Below are 14,007 nucleotides of genomic sequence, written 5' to 3'. Positions count from 1 at the left end.
CAGGTAGCAATAGATGGAAATGTCATCTTTGGAAGTCTGGTTGATCATCATTTTGGTGATAGGTGTTATTGCCAGTAACCTGGCGATACTCAAGTACAGTGCCAAGTTCAAAATGCCGCAATTTGGCCAGCACAGTAAAGACAAACAGATAAAGCAACAGGGTGACAGGGATAAAACCCCAAACTCCCCAGCTGATGAAAAACATCAAGACAAAGACTGACATGAAAAAGGCGCCTAGGGCGCCTTTTTCATCTCTATAAGAGATGGCCTCAATAAAACTGCATATCGGATATACGAGTCAATCTAACTCCATCGACCACCATCTGCCATTCATTTCCGACTTGATGAGGGGGAACAGAGACCTCGAAACGACTGGAGATAAAACCTATTCCCACTTCGAAGTCGTTACCGTCAAACTTCTGGATCCCACCACTGATAGAGGTGCGGCTGTTGCCATCATAGCGCTGATATTCCACTGTGCCATCATGTTGAATAAGCAGATACATGTCAGCACTCTGCCACTCACCGGCATACTCGGCCTTATCTAGCGGCAAGGGCTGGCCACAACCGCCAAGGAGCCAGGCACAAACTAAAACCAGCAGATATTTGAACTTGGAAGATAACTCTCTTAACTTGCTGTTTTTTATTGGAAGAGCAGAGGAAGGAATTACTGCTGAGCCACACATGACAAAACTCCTTTTATCGGTTCCTGAAAAATTAGTGACGAAAACCGCTGGCGAAAAATGTATTTCCACAGGCAGGACAAGACATTTTTATAGGCAGGGGCTGCAATCCAAACAAAACCATGGTACCAAGCCCGAGTGGTATTGTTAGCCAGTTGGCAATAAAACCAAAATCGATCCTGGCCTCAGCGATATGACCATTTGCGCTCTGATACGAACATGCCGGACATTGACAGGCGTTGTAATGCCTGATGATACGCTCGAATCTCACAAAGGCTCCTCCCTGAGTCATACCGTTTGTTCAAACTTGCTAGTGGCAGTTATATGACAGGCCAAGGCCAATCAATCACGTTCACCTCAAATTCAAGCTACCCTAAAGTACAGAGGCGTGCAAGCCAGCCTAAAGGACTAAAAAATCATTGGTTTTACTGCTTATAAATACCATTAAGCTAAAAAAAAGGCTACCTTAAGTAGCCTTATTCATTCTGGTTAAATGCTCACAACGCCGCAATGGCTTCTTGACACAAGCGGGTGATCCTGTCCCAGTCACCCTGCTCCATCGCTTCTACCGGAGCTATCCAACTACCACCGATACAATCGACATTCCCCAGCGCCAGGTAGTCTTTATAGCTGCTCGGAGTGATCCCGCCAGTTGGGCAGAAACGGACATCGGCCAGCGGGCCGCTGAAGGCTTTGAGCGCATTGACCCCACCAGAAGCCTCAGCCGGGAAGAACTTGAAGTGGGTATAGCCCAGTCCCAGTCCCACCATGACTTCGGAGATACTGGCCACCCCCGGAATAAGTGGGATCTTACCGGCTTTACCCGCCTTGAGCAGTTCCACCGTCGCCCCCGGAGTGATGGCAAATTGAGCACCGGCCTCTGCCGCCTGCGCCAATTGCGCTTCATTCAGTATGGTACCGGCACCGACCAGGGCTTCCGGCACTTCGGCCGCAATCCGCCCTATGGCCTCAAGGGCACAATCGGTACGCAGTGTCACTTCCAGTACCCGAATGCCACCGGCAACCAAGGCCTTGGCCAGGGGCACCGCATGTTCAATCTTGTTGATAACCATTACCGGAATGATCGGGCTCAGTTTAAATACGTCCTGGGGTTGCAAGGACCAGTTACTCTCAAGCATGTACTTTATTCCTTAATGATTAGTAATAGTCATCTATGGCACTGGTACTACGAGCACCGGTTTCAGGACTGCTGAGATTGGCCCGCAGCGCACTGAACAGCTCACGGCCCATGCCGTAACGCACACTTCTCAATTCCACTTTATCGGCACTTCTTGCGGCCAGTTGCGGTTCATCTACTAGCAGGCTGAGTTCACCTTTTTCGGCATCGACCCGCACTATATCGCCATTACGCACCTTGGCGATCAGACCACCATCGAGCGCTTCCGGCGTCAGATGGATAGCTGCAGGCACCTTACCTGAGGCTCCTGACATACGGCCATCGGTCACTAGAGCAACTTTAAAACCTCTATCCTGCAAGGTTCCGAGAATAGGGGTCAGCTTATGCAATTCGGGCATGCCGTTGGCTTTGGGCCCCTGCCCCTTGACCACCACCACGCAGTCCTTATCCAGTTGACCACTGGTAAAGAGCTCATTGAGCTGATTCTGATCATCAATAACCACAGCAGGTGCTTCCACCACTCGGTGTTGCTCCTGCACCGCAGAAACCTTAATAACCGCCCGGCCCAGGTTGCCCTTGAGCAGTTTAAGGCCGCCATTACTCTGGAAAGGTTTGGCCACTGAAGTCAGCACTTCGCTGTCCAGACTTTCTGTCGGGCCATCCACCCAGTTGAGCTCACCATTGAGCAGCTTGGGCTCTTTGGTGTAACGCTCAAGACCAAAGCCGGCTACTGTGTTGACGTCTTGATGCAGTAAACCGGCATCCAGCAACTGCCGCACCAGATAAGCCATCCCACCGGCGGCATGGAAATGGTTAATGTCGGCATGACCGTTGGGATAAACCCTGGCTAGCAGCGGAACCACATCTGACAGCTCGGAGAAATCGTCCCAGTTGACTATGATGCCGGCCGCACGAGCGGCCGCCACTATGTGCATGGTGAGATTGGTCGAGCCACCGGTGGCCAGCAGAGCCACTATGCCGTTGACTATCGACTTTTCACAAACCAGCTCGCCTATGGGGCTATATTGGTTGCCAAGTTCGGTCAGACGGCACACCTGTTTGGCTGCCGCCTTATTGAGCGCCTCACGCAAAGGATCGTCTGGATTAACAAATGAGGAGCCGGGTAGCTGCAGCCCCATGACTTCCAGCATCAGCTGGTTGCTGTTGGCCGTACCGTAAAAGGTACAGGTACCCGCGCTGTGGTAAGACTTGGATTCGGCTTCGAGCAAGGCGGCTCTATCGACCTTACCTTCGGCAAACTGCTGGCGAATATGAGCCTTTTCCTTGTTGGGGATCCCGGACTTCATCGGTCCCGCCGGCACAAACAGCATAGGCAGATGACCAAAGCTCAGGGCGCCGATCAGTAACCCGGGGACTATCTTGTCACAAATCCCCAGCAACAAGGCACCATCAAACATATTGTGGGACAGGCCAACGGCGGTAGCCATGGCAATCACTTCACGACTCAGCAGGCTGAGCTCCATCCCGGGTTGGCCCTGGGTGACGCCGTCACACATGGCCGGCACGCCAGCTGCCACTTGGGCAACGCTGCCCACCTCATTGCAGGCCTGCTTCAATAATTCAGGATAGTGTTCGTAAGGTTGGTGCGCCGACAGCATGTCATTGAATGCAGTCACTATGCCTATGTTGGCCTTGGTCAGCTGGCGCAGGCTGTCTTTATCGGCCGGCTGACAAGCGGCAAACCCATGGGCCAGATTGCCGCAGCTCAAACTGCTGCGGTGCACGCCCTTGGCCCTGGCTTCGGCCAATGCCGCCAGGTACTTGCCCCTGTGATCTTGGCTACGGGCAATAATCCTGTCTGTTACGGCTTGAACTCTTGGGTGCATCTTGCCTCCTTAAGCGCTCCAGAACACATCGACCGGGGTCTTATGCTGCGCCAATACGGCGCGGATCGGCATTTCCCTGGGATCGTCACTCTCGAGAGCTTGGTGATATACGGAAAGTTTGGTTTCGCCAACCAGATGCAGATAGATCTGGCGGCTGCCGAGCACGGCTTGGCGGCTCAGGCTGATCCTAGCGTGAGGCGCATTGCCCGGATGCACGGCGCACAGCAGCGCATCGGTTTCCAGCGCCTCGGTCAGTTGTTCTTCGGGGGCGCAGGGGAACCAGGAACAGGTGTGGCCATCATTACCCATGCCCAACACGACCACATCGAAAGGCCGCGGGAAGTTGGCCAACTGTTCTGTGGCCATACTCAAGCCCGCTTCCGGAGTGGCAAACATATTCTTCAGGCCACGGAACTTGGCGCTGGCGGCGCGATTTTGCAGTAAATGCCCGCGCACTAGGCGCTCGTTGGAGTCCTGGTCTTCGGCATCCACCCAGCGCTCATCGGCGAGCGTGATATAAACATCGCTCCAGTCGATCATTTTATGACTGAGCTCAGCAAACAGTTTCAGCGGCGTCGAACCACCGGAAACCACCAGGCTGGCCTTGCCGCGGCTATCTATCGCGTTTTGCAGCGCGCTGGCAATACGCTCGGCCAACTGGCTCTCTAGCGCAGTTGGGTTGTCGAACGATTTGAATACAGTTTCTCTAATCATGCTGTCTCCTTATTCATCCCAGGAGCGGCCGTCTTTAGTGATCAAGGCCACTGAGGCCACTGGCCCCCAGGTACCGGCAGGATAAGGTTTGGGTTTTTCGTTGCTCATCTCCCAGGATTGAATAATGCCATCGACCCAAGTCCAAGCCTGCTCCACTTCGTCGCGGCGCACAAATAATGCCTGATTACCCAGCATGGCTTCGAGCAACAAACGTTCATAAGCGTCGGCGATACGTTCGTTCTTGAAGGTGTCGGAGAAGCTCAAATCCAGCTTGGTGGTTTGCAAGCGCTGTTTCTGCTCAAGCCCGGGCACCTTATTCATCATCTGGATCTCCACCCCTTCATGAGGTTGCAGACGAATGGTCAGCTTATTGGGCGGCAGATTGCGATGGCTGGAGCGATACAGGTTATGGGGTGGATTCTTGAAATAGATGACAATTTCGGAACTCTTGAACGGCATACGTTTACCGCTGCGCAGATAGAAAGGCACCCCGGCCCAGCGCCAGTTGTCGATATCGACCCGCAAGGCTACAAAGGTCTCTGTGTTGGAGTCCACGTTGGCGCCCTCTTCCTCCAGATAACCGGGAACCGGTGATCCCTTGAGGAACCCGGCCGAATACTGGCCACGCACTGTATTTTCAAACACATTATCTTGGTTTATCGGCCGCAGCGACTTGAGCACCTTCACCTTTTCATCACGAATACTATCAGCATCCAGATTCACCGGCGGATCCATGGCAATCAGAGTCAGTACCTGTAGCAAGTGGTTCTGGATCATGTCGCGCATCTGGCCGGCTTTATCGAAATAGCCCCAACGCCCTTCAATGCCCACCTCTTCGGCCACAGTGATCTGTACATGATCTATGGTGCGGTTATCCCACTTGGAGGCAAACAGTGAATTGGCAAAACGCAACGCAATCAGGTTCTGTACTGTTTCTTTACCCAGATAATGGTCGATACGATAGACCTGACTTTCATCAAAATAAGCAGAAACCTGGTCGTTGATGACTCTGGAAGACTGCAGATCTGAGCCTATGGGCTTTTCCAGCACCACTCGGGTATCGGGATGGATCAGTTGCTGTTCATGCAGGCAACGACAGATATCACCGAAGATGGCCGGAGGCGTAGCAAAATAGTTGACCATCACCCGCTTGGCAGGCTCGAGCAGTCGGTGGAAGGCTTTGTAGCCTTCAGATTCGGTAAAATTGGTGCCGACATAATGGCAACGTTCGAGGAAGCGGGAAAGCGTGGTGTCGCACAGGGGTTCTTTAACAAAGGTGCTCAGGGCCGTTTTAACCAGTTCGCGAAAATCTTCGGCAGAAAATTCGTCTTTGGCAACACCTATGACCTTGGTGTCCTGGTTGAGTAGGCCGGCTTTATCCAGCTGGTAGAGCGAAGGTAACAATTTACGCCTTGCCAGGTCGCCCTTGGTACCAAAGAGTACAAAATCACAAGCTTTGGCCTCTGATGTTGTTTTGCCCATTGCTTAATGTTCTCCTTTTGTCGGTGGTGGTTCCATTATGCGATGAAGAATCCCACACTTTTGTTGTAATATAACAACAGTGTTTGTTAAATGCATCTATAATTTGCAAATAAAGCCACAAGCCAACGCTAGGCAGGTTTGGCAATAATCTGATATGCTTCTCATGCTTAAAACCTTCTTATCTCGGAAGTTAACCTGTTTTCATTCCGGTATATACAGGACTTATGTCAAGATTGGTTTTCACCCTACTTTGTAGTGCTCAGGCCTCAAAGAAATAATAAAATTACATAATTTCAACCCAGCGGACGTACGTGTATGAACACCCTCGAAAAGGTTCAAAAAAACCTACCCCACTTCAGCAAGTCGGAACGCAAAGTAGCCGAAGTTATCCTGGCATCCCCCCAAACCGCTATCCATTCAAGCATAGCAACTCTGGCCAAAATGGCGGATGTCAGCGAGCCTACAGTCAACCGTTTCTGTCGTCGTTTGGATACCAAAGGGTTCCCGGATTTTAAATTACATCTGGCCCAAAGTCTTGCTAATGGTACCCCTTACGTCAGTCGTCACGTTGAGGAAGATGATACTCCCGAGTCATACACTACCAAGATCTTCGAATCTTCCATGGCATCTTTGGACACCGCGCGCCAGAGCATAGATACCGCGGCCATCAACAAGGCGGTAGACATACTGACCCAAGCGAAGAAAATCTCTTTCTTTGGTCTGGGCGCCTCGGCCTCTGTGGCACACGATGCCCAAAATAAGTTCTTCCGTTTCAATGTTCCGGTGCTGTGTTTCGATGATGTATTGATGCAACGCATGAGCTGTATCAACAGCGATGAAGGCGATGTAGTAGTACTAATTTCCCACACAGGCAGAACCAAATCGTTGATCGATATAGCAAGATTGGCCAGAGAAAACGGCGCAGCCGTAATTGGTATTACTGCGCGTCACTCACCGCTGTCGCAGGAATGTACCCTACCGGTGACCATGGAAGTGCCAGAGGACACTGATATGTACCTGCCAATGGCCTCTCGTTTAGCTCAGTTGGTGATTATTGATGTACTGGCGACCGGGTTTACCCTACGCCGTGGCCCTCGCTTCAGAGAAAGTCTCAAGCGGGTCAAGGAAGTTTTGAAAGAATCCCGCATCGAAAAGAACGAACCACTTTAATTATTTTCCTAGAGACTCTCGGGCAGTTGTCACCTTGGCAACTGCCAATGCCCCGCCTAAAATTAGCCGTAACTCACAAAAATAAAACTTTGAGTTAGATCATTTTGTCTGTAAGTTTCCTACATATCGAGCCGATGTCTGTTAATATAGCGTAAGATTTTTTAAAACTTAAACGGAGTATATTATGTTCCGCAGAACCAAGATCGTTACCACGCTGGGCCCTGCCACAGATCGTGATGATAACCTGCGTCGTATCATAGCAGCAGGTGCCAACGTTGTTCGCCTCAACTTCTCCCACGGTTCCCCCGAAGATCACCTCAAACGCGCCAGCCAAGCCCGCAGCATTGCGAAAGAGCTTGGTGTACACGTTGCCATCCTCGGCGATCTCCAGGGGCCGAAAATCCGTGTTTCCACCTTCAAGGACAATAAGAAAGTCCAACTTAAGCTCGGCCAACCATTCATTCTGGATGCCGAGCTGGGTAAAGGCGAAGGCGACGAAACTCAAGTAGGTATCGATTACAAGGAACTGCCGGACGATGTAGTTGTCGGTGATATACTGATGCTGGACGATGGCCGGGTACAACTGAAAGTCGAAAAGGTTGAAGGCCGTAAGGTACATACCAGCGTAACAGTTGCCGGTCCACTGTCCAACAACAAGGGGATTAACAAGAAAGGTGGTGGTCTGTCTGCCGCAGCGCTGACAGATAAAGACAAGCAAGATATTGTCACTGCGGCGCAAATCCAGGTGGACTACCTTGCGGTATCCTTCCCCCGCTGCGGCGCCGATCTTAACTATGCCCGCGAACTGGCGCAAAAGGCCGGCAGCAATGCCCTGATAGTATCCAAGGTAGAGCGCGCCGAAGCCGTAGCTTCCGATGAAGCGATGGACGATGTAATCCTCGCCTCCGATGCCGTCATGGTAGCCCGCGGTGACCTGGGAGTAGAAATCGGCGATCCGGCTCTGGTTGCCGTACAGAAAAAGCTGATCAGCCGCTCGCGTCAACTCAATAAGGTGGTGATCACCGCGACCCAGATGATGGAGTCTATGATCAGCAGCCCTATGCCGACCCGCGCCGAAGTCATGGACGTGGCTAACGCCGTACTCGACGGTACAGACGCAGTGATGCTCTCGGCCGAGACCGCTGCCGGGGATTATCCGGAAGAAACGGTTCAGGCCATGGCCAGAGTTTGTCTTGGCGCCGAAGCGCATCCCAGTGTACGGGTATCCAAGCACCGTCTCGATGAAAGCTTCAGCTCCATAGAAGAAACCATAGCACTGTCTACCATGTATGCCGCCAACCATTTGCAGGGTGTTAAGGCGATTATCGCCCTGACCGAATCCGGCGCAACGCCCAAGTTGATGTCACGGATAAGCTCAGCGCTGCCTATCTTCGCCCTTGCCCGTCATCAACCCACTTTGGCCAAGATGGCACTGTATCGGGGTGTCTATCCGGTAGAGTTTGACTCCACCGTTTATGCCGCCGATGAACTGGCGAAAAAAGCCCTTGAAAGCCTCAAGGCCAAGGGATACCTGGAGAGTGGTGACATGGTACTCATGACCAAGGGTGATGCCATGGAAACCGTAGGCGGCACAAACACCTGCAAGGTGCTGATCGTTGCCTAATGGCTTGCCAATAACGCTAAGCTGGTAACAAAACAGAAAAGGTACGCCGAGGCGTACCTTTTTAATTTCTGCTGCTTTCGTTGCTGTTTCAGGCTTGGTGATTTTGTTTACATCAGAGCTAAGCCTGCCCGGGACAGGCTTACCAAACTGAAATTCAGATACCAATCAACCTCAATTACAGAGTTTCAAAGTCATCGACATTGATTGCCGCCAAGCGCAGCTTATCGGCCTCAAGCAACTGCTCATACTCGGCTTTACTGATAACCTCAGCATCCAATGCCGCCTGATACAGAGATAGCGGCGCCAGTTTGGCAAGCAAACGACCATCTTTTTGTGCCTTTCTCAGTTTGCTATGCAATTCACGGCACTGATATTGAGCCTTGAATGCCGCTTCCACCTCGGCAATACCACTGGTGTCGCCGTCAAATTCAGGACAGAGGAAGGTCAGCCTGTCGCGGGCCGGCCCCGGTTTAAGCATACTCTTGACCAGTTCAATGGACTGGCTGTCTTTCGGGCCGTTGAAGTGGTTCCCCAGCGGGAATACCAGCACACGCATGACCCAAGCAACCGGACGATTGGGGAAGTTAGCTATCGCCTGCTCAAGCGCCTTGGCCGCCAGTTGCAATCGGGTATCCATCACATGTTTGACTATCGGCAGATCGTCAAACTGGCGGCCATTGTCTTCAAACAATTTCAATGTGGCCGAGCCCAGATACAGCTGACTGAGCACATCACCGAGTCTGGCCGAAATCATCTCCTTGCGCTTGAGATCGCCGCCCAAGATAAGCATCGACAAGTCGGTCACCAGCGCTAGCGCCTTGGACAGACGGGCCATCTGCTTGTAATAATCGCGAGTATCGCCACTCACCGGTGAGCGCTCAAAATAGCTACGGCTGAGAGCATTGCCCAATGAGCCGAAGGCGTTACGCAGCGCATAACCTATGTGGCCCATCAGCAAGGAGTCAAAACGCTCAAGCGCTTCACTGTTGTCTTCCATGCCGGCAGCTTCCATCTCGGCCAGCACATAAGGATGACAGCGGGTCGCGCCCTGACCGAAGATCATCAAACTACGGGTCAGGATGTTGGCCCCTTCCACTGTGATGGATATAGGGTTGGCCATATAGCCATGAGCCAGATAGTTTTTGGGCCCCATCTGAATACCCTTGCCGGACTGAATATCCATGGCATCGTTCATTACCTGACGGCCAAGCTCTGTCATGTGATATTTGGCAATCGCGGTAACCACAGATGGCTTAACCTTGAGATCTATGCCTGTGGTTGTCAGACGGCGGGCCGCTTCCAGCTGATAGGTGTTGGCGATGATCCTTGCCAGCGCTTCCTGAACCCCTTCAAACTGACCTATGGCCATGCCAAACTGTTGACGCACGTAGCTGTAAGCGGTTGTCGTCTTGGTCGCCATATGCCCGGACGCCGTCGCCAACGCCGGCAGTGAAATACCACGTCCGGCAGAAAGACATTCCACCAGCATACGCCAGCCGCGACCGGCGTATTGCGGGCCACCTATGATCCAATCCAGCGGAATAAACACCTCTTCCCCTTGAGTGGTACCATTCATAAAGGCCATATTGAGCGGGTTGTGACGGCGACCAATTTTCACGCCGGGATGATCGGTTGGGATCAGGGCGCAGGTGATCCCCAGGTTAACCTTGTCCCCCAACAGTCCGTCTGGGTCGCGCATCTGAAATGCCAGTCCCAGTACTGTGGCCACTGGAGCCAGAGTGATGTAACGCTTGTTCCAGCTAAGCTTAAGCCCCAGAGTTTCCTCGCCCTGGAACTCACCGCGGCAAACTATCCCTTCATCGGGAATAGCACCGGCATCTGAGCCGGCTTCGGGGCCGGTCAGGGCAAAACAAGGGATCTCTTCACCTTTGGCCAAGGCCGGCAACCAATGCTCTTTCTGCTCCTTGGTACCATAATGAGTCAGCAACTCACCCGGGCCGAGTGAGTTGGGTACCATCACAGTCACGGCGGCGCTGACACTGCGGCTCGCCAACTTACTGACTATGGTGGAGTTGGCATAGGCAGAAAACTCACGACCACCGTATTTTTTGGGAATGATCAGCGCGAAGAAGCCTTCTTTCTTGAAGTACTCCCACAGCTCCGGCGGTAAGTCCTTGCGATTGTTGACTATGTCATAGTCATCAATCATTTTTAGCGCCGTCATCACCTGATGGTCGATAAAGTCTTTCTCATCGGCACTCAGCGCCGGTTTACCATAAGCATGCAAGCTTTCCCAGTTGGGTTTCCCGCGAAACAGCTCGGCTTCCCACCAGACATCACCGGCCTCCATCGCTTCGCGCTCTGTATCCGAAAGCGGCGGCAACACTTTACGAAAGAAGGCCAATACCGGCCGAGTCACAAACTGCAGACGTATGTTACGCACAAAGAACAGCGCTATCAGGGCAACTATTATTAAGAGGATAATGCTCATAACCAGACCTTTATTCTGCTTGAGAAACCAGCGGCACAGCCACACCGGCGGCCATGTAGGGGATCACCTTGCGGATGACTGCTTCAATATCATTATGTTCACCAAAGTCGGCTTCGGCTATCTCATTGAGCGCATCGGCCGAGGCCATGGTGAAGACTATGGTTCCCAGGGTAAAGTGCAAGCGCCAGAACATCTCTGCCGGCGGAATGTGAGGCGCACTGCCGGACACAGCCTGAACAAACTGATCCAGATGCTCGCCATAGTGGGTGGTAATAAACCAGCGCAAGTGCCCCTGGCTTTCGATATAACCGCGACCGAGCAGCTGCAGGAAGATACTGGTTCCTTCGTTACGGAGTTTATTGAGCTCAAGCAGCGGCCCCACCAGGGAGGAAAAAATGGCATCCAACGACGCCTGTTTATCCCGGCTGATAAGCTCATTGATGGCGTTTGACGCCGATGGCATAAACACGTCCAGATAACGTGCCAAAACCGCCCGAATGAGCTCTTTTTTGGAACCAAAATGGTAGTTTACAGATGCAAGATTCACTTCTGCTTTGCTGGTGATAAGCCTGAGGGAGGTTTCCGAAAACCCCCGCTCGGCAAACAGCTTCTCCGCGGCATCGAGAATTCTTGTCTTGGTATCAGATCGACTTGCCATTCCGTGACCTTAGTTAATTTAAAACACTCGTTTAAATTAAACACTGGTTACACTTATGTCAAACGAAATCTCGGCTACGGTCAAGGCAGATAATCTGCCGTCCCAAACAGCTCAGCGAAAGCCCGCTCCTTTATGGTTGGTCTCGCGGGATTCAATCCGCTTGGCATCTGATTTAGGCAACATCACATAGAGGGCGCCATAGCCGCCATGTTCGCGCTGTGCGCTGTGAAAGGCCTGCACTTCATCCATCTGCGACAACCAGAAGTTGACACAAGATTTAATAAGCCCAGGAAACGGCTTGCGATTCTGTCCCTTGCCATGGATCACCAGCACGCAGCGATGGCCCAAAGCCACCTGAGATTGAATGAAACCGAGCAGATAATCTCTGGCTTGGCGCACCGACATGGCATGAATATCCAGCTCGGCGGCTATCTTGTATTTGCCGAGACGTAAATTCTTGAATACCGCCTCCTGGATCCCCTGCTGCTTGTAGCTGAGCATATCATCGGGTTTTACTTTAGGGATCAACGCTAAATCCAAGGTCAGGCGCTGCAGATACTCATGGGCCTCGGCGGCGGCTTTGCGTGCCTGTTTTGACTCGCTGGAAAGAGGTTTCGCTCTGGTCTGGGCCTGTGTTTGCTGCTTGAGTGGCACCACATCGGCCATTTCTTGCATAAAAAGTGTCAGATCATCTGCTTTCATGATGCGACTCCTCCAACTTATGACGAGGTTTACACACTTTGTAAAGAAATCAATCTTCTGTTACCAAGGGGCATCTATTATAGTGAGGTCAGATGAGCCTGCTTAGATGATTTTAATGAAATTCCCGACCCTATTGCTCGTTTGCCTGATTTCTGTGCTCCAGCCACTCAATGGTGCCGAATTGCCGGATAAAGACCAAGCAGCCCTTAATCGAGTCTATGTCATGTTCAACCGGGCATTTAATGAACTCGACACTAGCCCCCTTGAAAATATATACGCCGAGGATGCCACTTATATTCCCGAACAGCAAAGCCTTGCCATAGTTCAGGGACGTGAAAACGTACTCAAACTATATCAAAAGTTCTTTGACCGTATTCGCCATAAGCAAGCCAGAATTGAAGTGGATTTTCGCCTGCAAAAGCGACAAGTCCACGGCAAGAGTGCTACCGACATAGGCTATTATTTGGTGCGCTTTTATCCCCCGAAAGACACGGAAGAACCCATGAGTGAATTTGCCGGTAAAATTGTGATTGTCAGCCATAAAGACCAAAAGGGAAATTGGTTGGTGGATTTAGACACCAGTAACCGCGCCGAGCCTGAACATTACTTCAACGCCAAACCTCAAACCAACCTTTATTATGGAGAGCAATTTGCGCCAGAAGCCCCAATCAGTGTTGAAATCGAAACCCGCCACGCCGAGTAGTAGCCGTATTGAAAGCTAGCTTCCTTGAATAAAAGGACGCTAGCGGGCGCCTTAGCTGCAGCACAATGATGATTGCTGCCAACACAAATAAAAGGAATTATGAGTCAAGTGACGCCATTCAAAAGCTTATTAAACGATAGAAAATGGTTCGATCTCGCCTTTAGCGGCAAATACGCTAATCTGGATTTGGGGAGCGAAATCACTTTGCCTATCACTTGGAACTTTTTCACTCTGCCCTGGAGAAAAGAGCTGCCGCTGCTTTTAAGCGTTATCCCGGTTATTGTGCTAACCACACTGCTGGCACCAGTGCTGGGAACCACTCAGTTGTTACTGCTCCCGGCCTGCAGTGTCATCTGGTTTTTGATATACATTCAAGTGCGCAAAAGCCAGATACTGGCCCAACTAGGCGTGAAACGAAGTGCCAAAGAAGAGCGGCAGATAAGGATAAATCAAACCCATATTTTCCTGCCTCAATATCTCACGGGAACAGCGACCGCTGTCGGCAAAGAGGATATCGTGAGCATGGTGTTCCACTGGGTGGGCTATCATGACAGCCACCAGCTTGAGCGCAAACGAGCTCACGCCTTAACAGTTAAGCTGAAAAATGGCCGGGAGTATCGGCTCTCAGGTTCTGCCTATCCGCTAAGAAGTCTGCTTTATCTGGCCACTTTCTTTGACTACCCGCGGGAGCTGATAGAAGCTTTACCGGCCAAAGAACGCCTTATCCAATTTGCCATAGGGCTTGCGTTCAGTGTTTTGATGCTCAATCTGGTAATGATTTTCATCATCCAATAACCAAACCTTCTAAGACCTGACAATATAGCCGCTTTTCAA

Annotated in this window: 13 protein-coding genes; 5 read left to right on the top strand and 8 right to left on the bottom strand. The window is 51.6% G+C overall.

From position 1 onward, the window contains the following. Positions 1-19: 19 nt before the first annotated feature. The gene (locus tag K5621_RS09550; protein WP_221051161.1) at positions 20-220 is read left to right on the top strand and encodes a DUF2897 family protein; all 201 of its coding nucleotides are present in this window, start codon (positions 20-22) and stop codon (positions 218-220) included. Between the two features lie 49 nt (positions 221-269). Here K5621_RS09550 and K5621_RS09545 read toward each other — a convergent pair whose 3' ends face one another. From K5621_RS09545 to zwf, 5 genes are all read right to left on the bottom strand, one after another. Further along, positions 270-554, bottom strand: coding sequence for a hypothetical protein (locus K5621_RS09545; RefSeq protein ID WP_229671790.1), 285 nt, complete (start codon positions 552-554; stop codon positions 270-272). Between the two features lie 626 nt (positions 555-1,180). Then, positions 1,181-1,822, bottom strand: a complete 642-nt coding sequence (locus K5621_RS09540) for a bifunctional 4-hydroxy-2-oxoglutarate aldolase/2-dehydro-3-deoxy-phosphogluconate aldolase (RefSeq protein ID WP_208190537.1) — start codon at positions 1,820-1,822, stop codon at positions 1,181-1,183. Positions 1,823-1,841: 19 nt separating this feature from the next. Beyond that, positions 1,842-3,668, bottom strand: a complete 1,827-nt coding sequence (edd, locus tag K5621_RS09535) for a phosphogluconate dehydratase (RefSeq protein WP_100143566.1) — start codon at positions 3,666-3,668, stop codon at positions 1,842-1,844. A 9-nt stretch (positions 3,669-3,677) separates the two neighbouring features. Next, positions 3,678-4,382: a 6-phosphogluconolactonase gene (pgl, locus tag K5621_RS09530; RefSeq protein WP_100143565.1), complete on the bottom strand. Its 705-nt coding sequence runs from the start codon at positions 4,380-4,382 to the stop codon at positions 3,678-3,680. A gap of 9 nt (positions 4,383-4,391) precedes the next feature. Then, the gene (gene zwf / locus K5621_RS09525; protein ID WP_100143564.1) at positions 4,392-5,864 is read right to left on the bottom strand and encodes a glucose-6-phosphate dehydrogenase; all 1,473 of its coding nucleotides are present in this window, start codon (positions 5,862-5,864) and stop codon (positions 4,392-4,394) included. 315 nt (positions 5,865-6,179) lie between these two features. Here zwf and K5621_RS09520 point away from each other — a divergent pair, with 315 nt between their 5' ends. Next, on the top strand, positions 6,180-7,034 hold the full coding sequence (locus tag K5621_RS09520) for a MurR/RpiR family transcriptional regulator (protein WP_100143563.1): 855 nt from the start codon (positions 6,180-6,182) through the stop codon (positions 7,032-7,034). A gap of 184 nt (positions 7,035-7,218) precedes the next feature. Continuing rightward, positions 7,219-8,658 carry a pyruvate kinase gene (gene pyk, locus K5621_RS09515; protein WP_100143562.1) on the top strand — a complete coding sequence of 480 codons (1,440 nt, stop codon included), beginning with the start codon at positions 7,219-7,221 and terminating at the stop codon, positions 8,656-8,658. A 175-nt stretch (positions 8,659-8,833) separates the two neighbouring features. Here pyk and K5621_RS09510 read toward each other — a convergent pair whose 3' ends face one another. From K5621_RS09510 to smrA, 3 genes are all read right to left on the bottom strand, one after another. Further along, positions 8,834-11,110, bottom strand: a complete 2,277-nt coding sequence (locus tag K5621_RS09510) for an acyl-CoA dehydrogenase (protein WP_221051030.1) — start codon at positions 11,108-11,110, stop codon at positions 8,834-8,836. 10 nt (positions 11,111-11,120) lie between these two features. After that, on the bottom strand, positions 11,121-11,768 hold the full coding sequence (psrA, locus tag K5621_RS09505) for a TetR family transcriptional repressor PsrA (RefSeq protein ID WP_221051029.1): 648 nt from the start codon (positions 11,766-11,768) through the stop codon (positions 11,121-11,123). A 111-nt stretch (positions 11,769-11,879) separates the two neighbouring features. Further along, a complete protein-coding gene (gene smrA, locus K5621_RS09500; protein ID WP_100143561.1) occupies positions 11,880-12,470 on the bottom strand; it encodes a DNA endonuclease SmrA in 591 nt (196 codons plus the stop codon). A 115-nt stretch (positions 12,471-12,585) separates the two neighbouring features. On the opposite strand from smrA, the gene K5621_RS09495 reads away from it, so the two are divergent. Together K5621_RS09495 and K5621_RS09490 are read left to right on the top strand one after the other, a co-directional pair. After that, positions 12,586-13,173 (top strand): YybH family protein, encoded by a 588-nt coding sequence (locus tag K5621_RS09495; protein ID WP_100143560.1) that lies wholly within the window; start codon positions 12,586-12,588, stop codon positions 13,171-13,173. A 72-nt stretch (positions 13,174-13,245) separates the two neighbouring features. Next, a complete protein-coding gene (locus tag K5621_RS09490; RefSeq protein WP_221051028.1) occupies positions 13,246-13,968 on the top strand; it encodes a hypothetical protein in 723 nt (240 codons plus the stop codon). Positions 13,969-14,007 lie beyond the last annotated feature (39 nt).

The sequence above is a fragment of the Shewanella carassii genome (assembly GCF_019670705.1).
GTDB classification, from domain to species: domain Bacteria; phylum Pseudomonadota; class Gammaproteobacteria; order Enterobacterales; family Shewanellaceae; genus Shewanella; species Shewanella carassii.
This window is presented reverse-complemented; position numbering and strand designations above follow the sequence as displayed.